Origin of the sequence: Halodurantibacterium flavum (assembly GCF_042681825.1) — a bacterium.
In the GTDB taxonomy this organism is placed as follows: Bacteria; Pseudomonadota; Alphaproteobacteria; order Rhodobacterales; family Rhodobacteraceae; genus Halodurantibacterium; species Halodurantibacterium flavum.
This window is the reverse complement of the sequence record NZ_JBHUGH010000010.1, coordinates 41,655-52,609: the sequence shown is the minus strand read 5'-3', so window position 1 is coordinate 52,609 and position 10,955 is coordinate 41,655. Positions and strand designations below refer to the sequence as shown.

At 66.3% G+C, this 10,955-nt stretch carries 13 protein-coding genes and 1 riboswitch; of the genes, 1 reads left to right on the top strand and 12 read right to left on the bottom strand.

The annotated features are described in order from the left end of the window. Positions 1-3: 3 nt before the first annotated feature. The 3 genes from cobW to ACFSGJ_RS13090 are packed head-to-tail and all read right to left on the bottom strand — an operon-like array spanning position 4 to position 2,026. Complete coding sequence (gene cobW, locus ACFSGJ_RS13100; RefSeq protein WP_390262537.1) at positions 4-1,041, bottom strand: cobalamin biosynthesis protein CobW; 1,038 nt, start codon at positions 1,039-1,041, stop codon at positions 4-6. Continuing rightward, a complete protein-coding gene (locus ACFSGJ_RS13095; RefSeq protein WP_390262534.1) occupies positions 1,042-1,419 on the bottom strand; it encodes a DUF1636 family protein in 378 nt (125 codons plus the stop codon). Next, on the bottom strand, positions 1,412-2,026 hold the full coding sequence (locus ACFSGJ_RS13090) for a HupE/UreJ family protein (RefSeq protein ID WP_390262531.1): 615 nt from the start codon (positions 2,024-2,026) through the stop codon (positions 1,412-1,414). Before ACFSGJ_RS13090 ends, ACFSGJ_RS13095 begins: the two co-directional genes overlap by 8 nt. An 82-nt stretch (positions 2,027-2,108) precedes the next feature. After that, positions 2,109-2,315: riboswitch (cobalamin riboswitch) on the bottom strand. A 33-nt stretch (positions 2,316-2,348) separates the two neighbouring features. On the opposite strand from ACFSGJ_RS13090, the gene cobO reads away from it, so the two are divergent. Further along, positions 2,349-2,957, top strand: a complete 609-nt coding sequence (gene cobO / locus ACFSGJ_RS13085) for a cob(I)yrinic acid a,c-diamide adenosyltransferase (protein WP_390262528.1) — start codon at positions 2,349-2,351, stop codon at positions 2,955-2,957. On the opposite strand, the gene ACFSGJ_RS13080 is transcribed toward cobO, so the two are convergent. The 9 genes from ACFSGJ_RS13080 to cyoE form a co-directional block, all read right to left on the bottom strand. Further along, on the bottom strand, positions 2,954-4,411 hold the full coding sequence (locus ACFSGJ_RS13080; protein ID WP_390262525.1) for a cobyric acid synthase: 1,458 nt from the start codon (positions 4,409-4,411) through the stop codon (positions 2,954-2,956). The genes cobO and ACFSGJ_RS13080 overlap by 4 nt on opposite strands. Continuing rightward, positions 4,411-4,995 (bottom strand): GNAT family N-acetyltransferase, encoded by a 585-nt coding sequence (locus ACFSGJ_RS13075; protein ID WP_390262522.1) that lies wholly within the window; start codon positions 4,993-4,995, stop codon positions 4,411-4,413. Before ACFSGJ_RS13075 ends, ACFSGJ_RS13080 begins: the two co-directional genes overlap by 1 nt. Further along, complete coding sequence (locus tag ACFSGJ_RS13070) at positions 4,995-6,257, bottom strand: M16 family metallopeptidase (RefSeq protein ID WP_390262520.1); 1,263 nt, start codon at positions 6,255-6,257, stop codon at positions 4,995-4,997. The genes ACFSGJ_RS13075 and ACFSGJ_RS13070 overlap by 1 nt, the downstream gene beginning before the upstream one ends. After that, entirely contained in the window at positions 6,254-7,642 is a 1,389-nt protein-coding gene (thrC, locus tag ACFSGJ_RS13065; RefSeq protein ID WP_390262518.1) for a threonine synthase, read from the bottom strand. Before thrC ends, ACFSGJ_RS13070 begins: the two co-directional genes overlap by 4 nt. Further along, on the bottom strand, positions 7,639-8,322 hold the full coding sequence (locus ACFSGJ_RS13060; RefSeq protein ID WP_390262515.1) for an SURF1 family protein: 684 nt from the start codon (positions 8,320-8,322) through the stop codon (positions 7,639-7,641). Before ACFSGJ_RS13060 ends, thrC begins: the two co-directional genes overlap by 4 nt. A 79-nt stretch (positions 8,323-8,401) precedes the next feature. Continuing rightward, positions 8,402-9,193, bottom strand: coding sequence for a cytochrome c oxidase subunit 3 (locus ACFSGJ_RS13055; RefSeq protein ID WP_390262512.1), 792 nt, complete (start codon positions 9,191-9,193; stop codon positions 8,402-8,404). A 24-nt stretch (positions 9,194-9,217) separates the two neighbouring features. Next, complete coding sequence (locus ACFSGJ_RS13050; RefSeq protein ID WP_390262509.1) at positions 9,218-9,796, bottom strand: cytochrome c oxidase assembly protein; 579 nt, start codon at positions 9,794-9,796, stop codon at positions 9,218-9,220. Beyond that, the gene (locus ACFSGJ_RS13045) at positions 9,786-9,989 is read right to left on the bottom strand and encodes a hypothetical protein (protein WP_390262506.1); all 204 of its coding nucleotides are present in this window, start codon (positions 9,987-9,989) and stop codon (positions 9,786-9,788) included. Before ACFSGJ_RS13045 ends, ACFSGJ_RS13050 begins: the two co-directional genes overlap by 11 nt. Further along, positions 9,989-10,921 carry a heme o synthase gene (gene cyoE, locus ACFSGJ_RS13040; RefSeq protein WP_390262503.1) on the bottom strand — a complete coding sequence of 311 codons (933 nt, stop codon included), beginning with the start codon at positions 10,919-10,921 and terminating at the stop codon, positions 9,989-9,991. The genes ACFSGJ_RS13045 and cyoE overlap by 1 nt, the downstream gene beginning before the upstream one ends. Positions 10,922-10,955 lie beyond the last annotated feature (34 nt).

Here is a 10,955-nt window from a genome sequence, read left to right as displayed (position 1 = left end):
CCGTCAGCCCGCCAATGCCTGACGGATCGCGGCCTCGTCGATGTCGTCATGTTCGGCGATGACGACAAGGCGGCCCTGCCGCGCCTCATCCGCCTTCCAGGGACGGTCGAACTGGGTGCGCACCCGGGCACCCACCGCCTGCACCAGAAGGCGCATCGGCTTGCCCGATACGGCGGCATAGCCCTTGACCCGCAGGATGTTGCGGGTGCGGGCCAGTTCCTCGATCCGTGCGGTCAGCGCGGCGGGGTCGGCCTGTTCGGGGATGTCGATCACGACGCTGTCGAAATCCTCGTGGTCGTGGTCATGCGGATCGTCGTGATGCGACGGGCGGGCAGCAAGGTCATCCTCTGCCGCGGCGCCAAGGCCCAGGATCACGCGCGGGTCCACTGCACCTTCCGTCACCTCGACCACCGGAAGGGGGCGCGGGGCCTCGGCCGCGATGATCTCGCGCGCCTTTGCCAGCCCGGCGTCCCCGGCCAGATCGGCCTTGGTCAGCAGGATGATGTCGGCGCAGGCGATCTGATCCTCGAACACCTCTGACAGCGGCGTCTCGTGGTCGAGGCTGTCATCGGCCGCCCGCTGCGCCTCTACCCGATCAACATCCGGGGCAAAGCGGCCTGCGGCCACGGCCTCGGCATCAGCCAGCGCGATCACCCCGTCCACGGTGATGCGCGACCGGATATCCGGCCAGTCGAACGCCTTGAGCAACGGCTTCGGCAGCGCAAGGCCCGAGGTCTCGATCAGAATGTGATCCGGGCGCGGATTCAGCGCCATCAGCGCCTCGATCGTCGGGATGAAATCGTCCGCCACGGTGCAGCAGATGCAGCCATTGGCAAGTTCAACGATATTCTCCTCGGGGCAGTCGGGGATGGCGCAGGATTTCAGGATCTCGCCATCCACGCCCACATCACCGAATTCGTTCACCACCACGGCAAGGCGGCGGCCCTGCGGGTTCTGCATCAGGTGGCGGATCAGCGTCGTCTTGCCAGCGCCCAGAAAGCCGGTGATCACGGTGACGGGGATCTTTACAAGGTCGTTCATTCAATTCTCCAACGGCGGGATACGGGCGATGCAGTTCTTGCGGAAATGCTCGGGCCGTTCGCGCCAGGGCACCAGCCCGTCGGGCGTGGCGCGGTAACGGGCGGCGCCATCCAGCACCGCCCCGATATGCGTGTCGGGGTCAATATTGCCATAGACATAGGTCCAGCGCCCCGCCCCCCGCAGCGCGACCGTGCAGCCGCGCGTGCAGTTCGACAGGCACTCGACGGCGACGGCCTCCACCCCTTCGGGAAGCTGGCCGGCCAGCCGGTCCAGAAGGACGGCGCCCGCGCGGGTTTCCCCGTCGGGCGGAGCCGAGGCGCTGCGACAGGTGGTGCAGACCAGAAGCCGCACGACATCCGGGCTGAAATCCTCAGGCAAAAATCATCCCCTCGATGCCCTCGACCAGAAACGCAAGGCCCACGCCCGCACAGACCGCAGCGGCGATCCGGGCCTTGACCCAACCTTCGGGCTGAGATGCGCCATGGGCCAGCCGCGCGACGCCCGCGGCGATCGCGAACTGGATCAGCCCAAAGCCGATCAGATAGGCAAGGACGGGCATGGGCTCTGATCCGATCACCGCCTCGCCATAGGCCCAGCCGTGGAATAGCCCGGCAAAGGCAAAGCCCGCCAGCGCCGAAGGCCCCGCCACGCGGTGGCCAAGGAACAACAGCGCGCCCAGCACCACGACCGAACCCGAAATGATGATTTCGGCCAGCGGCAAGGTGGCCCCGGCAAGCTGCAGGAAGGTGCCGGCGAGCGTGGCGAGGATGAACGCCGCGGGCCCCGCAAGCAGACGCTGTGACGCGGCGGCGGCCAGCCCCACCAGCACGATGAAGGCCAGGTGATCCACCCCGATCACCGGGTGGGCAAGGCCGCTCGCCAGCCCTTCGAACAGCGTCACGGGTGCCGCGCCGCCCATCGGGTGATGCGCGGCCGCAGGCAGAGCGAACAGCGCCCAGATGCCCGAAAGAATAATTCGTTTCATTTTCGTCCCTCATATGTGGAACGAGGGCATGATGGCGGAACCGCAGCGTCATGCGGGCCCGACACCGGAACACCCCGTCCGGTCTACGTCACATGCGCTGGCAGGTCTCCCGGCTTGCGGATCTCGGGGTCGTTGGACCCCGGCGGCCTCCCTGCCTTCCCAGCCTTGGGCCAGTGGCTTTGGGCAGCCTCTCCGGTCACGGTCGCGGGGGCGGCTGTGCTTGGGGTTGCCCCCTGTCACATTCCCTCTTCGCCTGTCATAAACAGGAACCAGCCCCTTTGACCTGCGCCATCCGCGCCCCCCTGTCAAGCGAGGAGAACCGATGCAGACCGACCCCGACCGCCACCGCGAGAAAATGGCAAAGATCAAGGCCGCCCGCGACCGGATGATGGAGACCCGGACCGGCGAAAAGGGCCTGATCATCGTCCATACCGGGGCGGGCAAGGGCAAGTCGTCATCAGGCTTTGGCATGATTCTGCGCGCCATCGCCCATGGAATGCCCTGCGCCGTGGTGCAGTTCATCAAGGGCAGTTGGGATACGGGCGAACGCCGTCTGCTGACGCGGAATTTCAGCGACCTTTGCCAGTTTCACGCGATGGGCGAAGGATTTACCTGGGAAACGCAGGACCGGGAGCGTGATATCGCCGCCGCCCGCGCCGGCTGGGAAAAGGCCAAGGAGCTGATCCGCGACCCCGCGATCCAGATGGTCCTGCTGGACGAGATCAACATCGCCCTTCGCTATGATTATCTGGATCTGGCCGAGGTTCTGGAGTTCCTGGCGGCAGAAAAGCCGCCCATGACCCATGTCGTGCTGACCGGGCGCAACGCCAAGCCCGAACTGATCGAACTGGCCGATCTGGTGACCGAAATGACGCTGGTCAAGCACCCGTTCCGCGCCGGCATCAAGGCCCAGCCGGGGGTGGAGTTCTAGAGCCCCGCCCGCGCCACCGCCAGCAGGCCCGCGCAATCCACATGCGCCTCAAGGTGGTCGGCCAGCCGGTCGAGCACCGCATCCACGGTGGCGTCATAGCTGAAATTGCCCGCCTCGGTGCCCATCCCGCGCAGGAAGGCGCGGCGGAAGCCGTCGGCGCTGAACATGCCGTGCAGATAGCTTCCCATCACGCGTCCATCCGCTGACCGCGCGCCTTCGGGCTGGCCCGCCACCCGGAAAACGGGGCGATCACGATCCGGCCCTTCCGTCACACCAAGGTGGATTTCATAGCCGCGCACAGCCTCGCCGCTTTGCAGATGCTGCGCTTCGGTCAGCGTCACCCGCTTTTCCGGCTGCATCCGGGTCACCACGTCCAGAAGCCCCAGCCCCTCGGTGCTGCCGGGGGCGCCTTCCAGCCCCTCCGGATCGTCGATCCGCAGGCCCAGCATCTGATAGCCGCCGCAGAGGCCCAGCACCCGCCCGCCACGCCGAAGCTGGGCGCGGATGTCGATGTCCCAGCCCTGATCGCGCAGGAACTGCAGGTCACCGCGGGTGGACTTGCTGCCCGGGATCACGATCAGATCGGCCTCGACTGGCAGGGGGCGGCCCGGGGGGATCATCTCCACGCTCACGCCGGGTTCCTGTGCCAGCGGGTCAAGGTCGTCGAAGTTGGCGATCCGTGACAGCATCGGGACGGCGAGGCGAAACGTCCCGCCCGTGGATGCCCGGCGCAGGTCGGCCGCATCCTCGGCCGGCAGGCGATGGGCGTCGGTGAACCACGGCACCACCCCGAACCCGCGCCAGCCTGTCCGCGCCTCGATGAAGCGATAGCCGTCGTCGAACAGGCGCGGATCGCCGCGGAACTTGTTGATGAGGAACCCACGCACCAGCGCCGCGTCGGCAGGGTCGATGACCGCCTGTATGCCCACGAGCTGCGCGATCACCCCGCCCCGGTCGATGTCGCCCGCCAGCACCACCGGCACCCGCGCCGCTTGGGCAAAGCCCATGTTGGCAATATCGCCCGCGCGCAGGTTGACCTCGGCGGGGCTGCCCGCCCCTTCGACGATCACCAGATCGGCGCCCTTGCCCACGCGCGCGAAACTGTCGAGCACCGCCTCCATCAGCCGGGGCTTCAGCGCTGCGTAATCCCGCGCCCGCACCGTGGTCAGCCGCTGGCCCTGCACCACCACCTGCGCGCCGGTGTCCGTTTCAGGCTTCAGCAGGATCGGGTTCATGTGGATGGACGGCGCCACGCCGCAGGCCCGCGCCTGCAGCGCCTGGGCGCGCCCGATCTCACCCCCGCCGGGGCAGACGGCGGCATTGTTCGACATGTTCTGCGGCTTGAAGGGCCGCACCGCCAGACCCTGCCGCGCAAAAACCCGCGCCAGACCCGCCACCAGCATCGACTTGCCCACGTTCGACCCGGCGCCCTGGATCATCAGCGTGGCCGCCATCAGCCCACCTCGGTCCGGCCGCGACGGTCATTGCGCAGGTTGGCGTAAAGGACATGGTTGCGCCACCGCCCGTTGATCTGCAGGTAGCTTTGCGCCACGCCCTCATACTTGAAGCCGCATTTTTCCAGAACGCCCCGCGAGGCGGCATTCTCGGGCAGGCAAGCAGCCTCGACCCGGCTCAGGTCAAGGGCGGTAAAGGCGTGGTGTACAAGGGCGGCAATCGCCTCTCGCATATAACCCTGACGGGCATAGGGCTGGCCGATCCAGTAGCCGAGCGTCCCGGCCTGCGCCGGACCGCGCCGGATGTGGTCGAGCGTGATCGCCCCCAGAAGCGCGTCGTCTTCCCGGCGGAAAAGGAACAGCGGCAGGGCCGTGCCGCCCATCTGCGCGCGCTGGGACCAGTAGACGCGGTTGGTGAAGGACTTGCGCGCCAGATGATCCTCGGCCCAGACGGGTTCCCAGGGCGTCAGGAAATCGGCGCTGACGCGGCGCAGCCGGGCCCAGGGGCGATAGTCGGAATGCGTGGGCAGGCGCAGCGTCATCCGCTCTGTCTCGATCCGCAGCTTCCGGCGCAGGCCCAGCATCAGGCGGCGAGCCGACCGCGCAGGGTTTCGAGCATCGGCGCGTTGTTCGCGGGCCCATAAAGCGCCAGTGCCGCCCGCGCCCCGCTCGCCATCCGCGCGGCATAGGCGCGCACGCCGTCGCAGGTCACGGCGTCGATCTGGGCGACCGTTTCATCCACCTCGGGGACGCGGCCCCAGACGGACAGAAGCCGCGCCAGCCGTTCGGCCCGGGACGAAGGGCTTTCCAGCCCCATCAGCATCCCCGCCTTGATCTGGGCACGGGCGCGGGCGATCTCTGCCTCGGTCATGTCCTCGGCGGACCGCTTCAGCTCATCCATCGTCAGGCCCGCCAGTTCGGCCACATCCGCCGCCCCGGTCCCGGCATAGATGGTCATCGACCCGGTATCCTCATAGGCGCCCGACTGCGCGAAGATCGTGTAGCAGAGACCGCGTTCCTCGCGCACCTTCTGGAACAGGCGCGATGACATGCCGCCCCCAAGTGCTGTCGCAAAGATCTGGGCCGTGTGCACCTCGGGGTCGCGATAGCCCGGACCCTCGAAGGCCATGGCGAAATGCACCTGTTCGAGGTCGCGCATCTCACGCCGTTCGCCGGTGACAAAGCGCGCGGGCACGACCTGCCCGTCATGGGTCGGCGGCAGATGGCCGAAGAGCGCGGTCGCCTCGGCCACGATGCGGTCATGATCGACCGCGCCAGCCGCCGCCAGGATCATCCGCCCCGGCCCGTAATGTTCGGCGACAAACCCGCGCAGATCGCCCGCGTTGAAGGCGGAAATCCGTTCCGAGGGGCCAAGGATCGACCGCCCGATCGGCTGGTCGGGATAGGCGGCCTCTTGCAGCCAGTCGAAGATCACGTCGTCGGGCGTGTCGAGCGCCTGCCCGATTTCCTGCAGGATGACGCCGCGCTCGATCTCCAGCTCTCTCGGGTCGAAGACCGAGTTCAGCACGATATCCGCGATCACGTCGAGTGCGAGCGACACGTCGTTTTCCAGCACACGGGCGTAATAGGCCGTCATCTCGCGGCTGGTATAGGCGTTGATATAGCCGCCCACATCCTCGATTTCCTCGGCGATTTGCAGCGCGCTGCGCCGCTCCGTGCCCTTGAACGCCATATGTTCGAGGAAATGGGCCACGCCGTTCTGCTCGGCCCGCTCATGCCGCCCGCCCGCCGTGATCCAGATGCCGACAGAGGCCGATTTGAGGCCCGGCATGGCCTCGGTCACGATGCGAAAGCCGTTGGGCAGGGTCGTCAGGCGTGCGGTCAATTCGTGATCCTTTCGCGGATGAACTGGCGGAGCGCATCGAGATCGTCGGGCAGATCGGTCACACGCTCGGGCCGGTCGAATATGTCGGCCATGCGCAGCGGAAGCGCGGGACGTTGCCCGGTTGCGGCCTCGACGGCATCGGGGAACTTGCCCGGATGCGCGGTCGCCAGCGTGATCATCGGCACCGGGCCAAGATGCGCGCCGGCGACATGCACGCCGACGGCCGAATGGGGGCAAAGCACCTCTCCGGTCTCTGCGGCGGTCCGGGCGATGGTCGTGCGGGTTTCCTCTTCCGAGGCGCGGCCCGACACGAATGTATCGCGCAGCCGGTCGATCACCCCCTGGCTGATCTCGAACCCGCCGGTGGATTTCAACTCATCCATCAGCTGCGTCACCGCAGCCCCATCGCGCCCATAGGCATCGAAAAGCGCCCGTTCGAAGTTCGAGGACACCTGAATATCCATCGACGGGCTGATCGTGGGCGTCACGCCCTGCACCTCATACCGCCCGGTGCTGAGCGCGCGGTGCAGGATGTCGTTCTGGTTCGTCGCGACCACCAGCCGCTCGACCGGCAGGCCCATGCGCCGCGCGATGTATCCGGCAAAGATGTCACCGAAATTGCCCGTGGGCACGGTAAAGCTGACCGGGCGGTGCGGCGCGCCAAGGCTGACGGCCGAGGTGAAGTAATAGACCACCTGCGCCAGCACCCGCGCCCAGTTGATCGAGTTCACGCCGGCAAGCCGCACCTCGTCCCGGAAGGCGAGATCGTTGAACAGGTCCTTGACCCGCGCCTGACAGGCGTCGAAATCGCTATCGAGCGCGATGGCATGGACGTTCGGCTCGGACGGGGTCGTCATCTGGCGGCGCTGCACCTCGGACACGCGGCCGCGGGGGAAAAGGATGAACACATCCACCCCTTCCAGCCCGCGGAACGCCTCGATCGCCGCGGAGCCGGTATCGCCGCTGGTCGCACCGATGATCGTCAGCCTCTCGCCCCGCCGCGACAGGGCCGCGCGGAACAGCTGGCCGATCAGCTGCATCGCGAAATCCTTGAAGGCGAGCGTCGGCCCGTGGAACAGTTCCAACAGGAAATGGTTCGCGCCGATCTGCACCAGGGGCGCGCGCGCGGCATGGCCAAAGCCCCCGTAGGCCCGCGCGATGATATCGCGGAACGCCTCATCGGTGAAGGTGTCGCCAAGGAAGGGGCGCATCACGCGAAAGGCGGCCTCTTCATAGCTTAGCCCCGCAAGGGCTGCGATCTCCGGTTCCGAAAGACGCGGGATTTCCTGCGGCACATAAAGCCCGCCATCCCGGGCCAGCCCGGTCATCATCGCCTCTTCGAACGAGAGGACGGGCGCCCGGCCCCGCGTCGAGATATAGTTCATCTGTCGGTTCCTTCATCGCGTTGCAGCGTGATACGCCAGAGATAATAGCCTGTCATCCCCGCCCATACGGCCGCAAGCAGGAACCAGGTGATCGCATAGTTCAGGTGGTCGTTCGGGATGGCCGATGTGTCGACCGGCATCGCCTCGATCCCGTCGCCGGTGCTTTCGCGCGCAACCACCAGCACAGGCTCGGTCCCCAGCGCCTCGGCCATCCGCGGCACGTCGCGCGCAAACCAGAGTTCCCGCACCGGGTCGGGATCGGGGGTATAGCCATCGGCCTCTTGCGGCCAGTTGAGATTGCCGGTGACATCAAGGGGGACGGGCGGACGCGGGGCACGCCGCTGCGCCTCGCGGACATAGCCCCGGTCGAGCAGAACGCGACGCCCGTCTTCGGTTTCGAACGCCGAGACAACTAGAAAGCCCGCCCCCATTCCCCGGCGGCTGACCAGCACGTGAAGCTCTTCGCCGGTGGTCTGGCCGCGCAGCATCACGGGGCGGTAACGATCCGTGGCCGGGTCGGGCGCATCCGGCAGCGGCACAGGGTCCGCGTGGATCTGCGCCTCGATCTCGGCGATCACCGCTTCTTTCCAGTGCAGCCGCTGCACCTGCCAGAAACCGAGTGACAGGAGAATGGCAGTCCCCGCGATGCCGAACAGCAGCGGGAGGAGGATGCGTCGCATTCAGGTTCCTTCCAATGGAAAGGCGCGCGCCTTTCGGCCCGCGCCCGTCCCTGACGATCTTTCGATTCCAGTCGGGCGATCAGCCGCCCCAGATGTAGATCGAGACGAAGAGAAAAAGCCAGACCACATCGACAAAGTGCCAGTACCAGGCGGCAGCCTCGAAGCCCACATGCTTTTCGGGGGTAAAGTCGCCCTGATAGACGCGGAACAGGCAGACGGCGAGGAAGATCGTGCCGATGATCACATGCGCGCCGTGAAAGCCCGTCGCCATGAAGAAGTTCGCGCCATAGATGTTGCCGGCAAAGCCGAAGGCCGCGTGGCTGTATTCATAGGCCTGGAAGAAGGTAAAGATCACCCCGAGCCCGACCGTGATCCAGAGCGCGTTGATCACGTCGCGGCGGTTGTTTTCATGGACCAGCGCATGGTGCGCCCAGGTGCAGGCCGCGCCCGAGCAGAGCAGGATCAGCGTGTTGATCAGCGGCAGGTGCCAAGGGTCGAAGGTCTCGATCCCGACCGGGGGCCAGACGCCGCCGGCCCCTTCGGCCATCGGATACATGGCGTGCTTGAAGAAGCTCCAGAACCATGCCGCGAAGAACATCACCTCGGACATGATGAAAAGGATGAAGCCGTAGCGCAGGCCGATATTGACGACCGGGGTATGGTCGCCCGCGCGGCTTTCGCGCACCACGTCGACCCACCAGCCGAACATGACGAACAGAACGCCCGCAAGCCCGATCAGGAACATCCAGGGCGTGCCCTGAGCCATCCAGAGCACCGCGCCGAAGAGCATCACGAAGGCGCCGACAGATCCGGCAAAGGGCCAGATCGAAGGCGGCAGGACGTGGTAGTCGTGGTTTTTCTCATGCGCCATGTTTCGTAGTCCCTCGTTCGGCACTCAGTTAACGCTTGGATCTTCGGCAGGAAGCCGGGCCGAGGCCTGCTCCTGCGGGAGATCCGTCACGTGGAAGGTATAGGAAAGCGTGATCGTGTGCACGTTATGCGCTTCGCGATCATCGACAATCGCCGGGTCGACATAGAACGTGACCGGCATCTGGACCCGCTCACCCGGTTGCAGGACCTGCATGTCAAAGCAGAAGCACTGAATCTTGGTAAAGAAGCCGCCGGCGGAATAGGGCGTCACGTTATAGCTCGCGGTGCCGGCCACGGCTTCGTCGGAGGGGTTGTAGGCCTCGTAGAAGGCAAGCCCGGTCTCGCCGATCCGGACCTCCATCTCGCGCTGCACGGGGCGGAATTCCCACGGCATGTCGCGTTCCTTGGAGGCGTCGAAGCGCACCCGGACCGTGCGGTCGAGAATCTGGTCGCTTGCGGCGGAAGCCACATTGGTCGTGCCGCCAAAGCCGGTCACGCGGCAGAACCAGTCGTAGAACGGAACCGCCGCCCAGGCCATCGCGCCCATGAAGATCACGACGCCGACAAGCTTGATCGCCGTCTTGCGGTGCACGTCAATTGCCATTGGGCACCCCCTGTGCGGCGGCGTCGAGGGCCGGGCGATAGGTGTGATCGAAGGCCTGGATGGACCCGCCGACCGAAACCTTGGCGACCGTCAGCCCGAAGACCAGGAAGGCGAATGCCACAAGCACGACCCCCACGCCAACATTCCGCCCCAAGCGTCTGCGGTGCAGTTCATGTTCGACAACAATGGCCATTACCAGCCTCCCCATCCATAGGGGCGCAGCACGGCCTCGGCAAGAAACGCGGCGAAGTGGAGGAACAGATAGGCGAGCGACAGGCGGAAGAACTTCTTTTCCACGCTGTAGCCGTCTGCCCCGGCCATGTCTTCGTCGCGCCGCCAGATACGCCAGGCGCCCAGCACAAACATCGTGTTCAGGACGATCGCCGTTGCCAGATAGACCGGCCCGCCGATCGAGGTGAAGCCCGCGCCGATCGCCACCGGCACCAGCGCAAGCGTATAGCCAAGGATATGATTGCGCGTCACGCGCCGTCCATGCGTCACAGTGAGCATGGGCACCCCGGCCCGGGTGTAGTCGTCGTTCATGAAGAGCGCCAGCGCCCAGAAATGGGGCGGGGTCCACATGAAGATCAGCAGGAACATCAGCACGCTCTCGATACCGATGCCGCCGGTTGCCACGGCCCAGCCGATCATCGGCGGGAAGGCCCCCGCGGCGCCGCCTATCACGATGTTCTGCGGCGTGGAGCGTTTGAGCCAGATCGTGTAGATCACGGCGTAAAAGAAGATGGTGAAGGCCAGAAGCCCCGCCGCCAGAAAGTTCGACGCGAGCGCGAGCATCACCACCGCGATCCCGGTCAGCGCGCAGCCAAGGCCAAGCGCCTCTTGCGGCGATACGAGGCCCGCGGGCACGGGCCGGCCCTTGGTCCGCTTCATCACCCGGTCGATATCCGCGTCCCACCACATGTTGAGCGCGCCGGACGCGCCGCCGCCCAGCGCGATGAACAGGACCGACGCGAAGGCCACCATCGGATGCACGGAGACGGGCGCGACCAGAAGGCCGACCATCGCCGTAAACACCACAAGCGACATGACACGCGGTTTCAGCAGGGCGACGTAATCGCCGAACCCTGCCTCGCCGGTCTGCTCATAGGAACGGATGTCCGTCAACGCTCTCTCCCGCTCGGGTGGCCGCCGGGCGCGG